This is a genomic window from Streptomyces thermodiastaticus, from assembly GCF_014656135.1.
GTDB classification, from domain to species: Bacteria; Actinomycetota; Actinomycetes; order Streptomycetales; family Streptomycetaceae; genus Streptomyces; species Streptomyces thermodiastaticus.
Window position 1 is genome coordinate 1 of the sequence record NZ_BNBV01000076.1, and the last position, 973, is coordinate 973.

Genomic DNA, 973 nt, shown 5'->3' on the forward strand with positions numbered 1-973 from the left:
CACACCACACAACCCCGGCCCCGACCGGCCACCGGCCACGACGGACCACACACCCACCCGGTCACCGCCCCCGGCCGGCCGCACCCGCCCGGTCCCGGCCGCACCACCCACACCGCAAGGCCCGCAAGGAGACACACACCGATGGCACTGACCGCGAAAATCCGCACCCGCGACGGATGGGCCATCCCACACGCGGTCGTCACCGTCACCGACACCACCGGCACCCAGGTCCTGCGCATCCAAGCCGACCAAGACGGCACCATCCACGACACCACCCCCCTCAACCCCGGCCCCTACACCGTCATCATCACCGCCGTCGGCTACACCCCCACCGCCGCCACCGCCCTCGTCACCGCCAGCGGCCACGCCCACCTCGGCACCCACACCCTCACCCGCCAAGGCGGCACCGAACTCCCACCCCCCGGACCCTGGACCATCGACCCCGCCCACTCCACCATCGCCGCCACCGCCCACCACCTCGGCATCAGCAGCATCCACGGCCGCTTCACCGACTTCACCGGCACCATCCACATCAACCCCGACGACATCAACACCAGCCACGTCACCGCCACCATCAACACCAACAGCATCAACACCGGCAACACCCTCCGCGACCAACACCTCACCAGCCCCGACTTCCTCGACACCGAAAACCACCCCCACATCACCTACACCTCCACCCACCTCACCCCCACCGGCCCCGACCACTACACCTGCCACGGCCACCTCACCCTCCACGGCCACACCCGCCCCATCGACCTCGACCTCACCTACCTCGGCACCGGCCCCGACCCCTGGGGCGGCACCCGCGCCGCCTTCCGCGCCACCACCGAACTCCACCGCGAAGACTTCGCCATGAACTACAACCAGATCCTCCAAGCCGGCATCGCCGCCATCGGCACCACCCTCAAAATCGAACTCGACATCCAAGCCGTCCAAGGCACCACCCTCCCCACCACCTGAACCCCACCAG

General features: G+C 69.3%; 1 protein-coding gene. It reads left to right on the plus strand.

The window, feature by feature from the left end:
* The first annotated feature begins 141 nt into the window (after nt 1–141).
* On the plus strand, nt 142–963 hold the full coding sequence (locus tag IE286_RS26895; protein WP_189799362.1) for a YceI family protein: 822 nt from the start codon (nt 142–144) through the stop codon (nt 961–963).
* Nucleotides 964–973: the final 10 nt, after the last annotated feature.

Coding starts and splice junctions, on each gene's coding strand:
- IE286_RS26895 (WP_189799362.1), top strand. CDS start 142: ATGGCACTGACCGCGAAAATCCGCACCCGCGACGGATGGGCCATCCCA.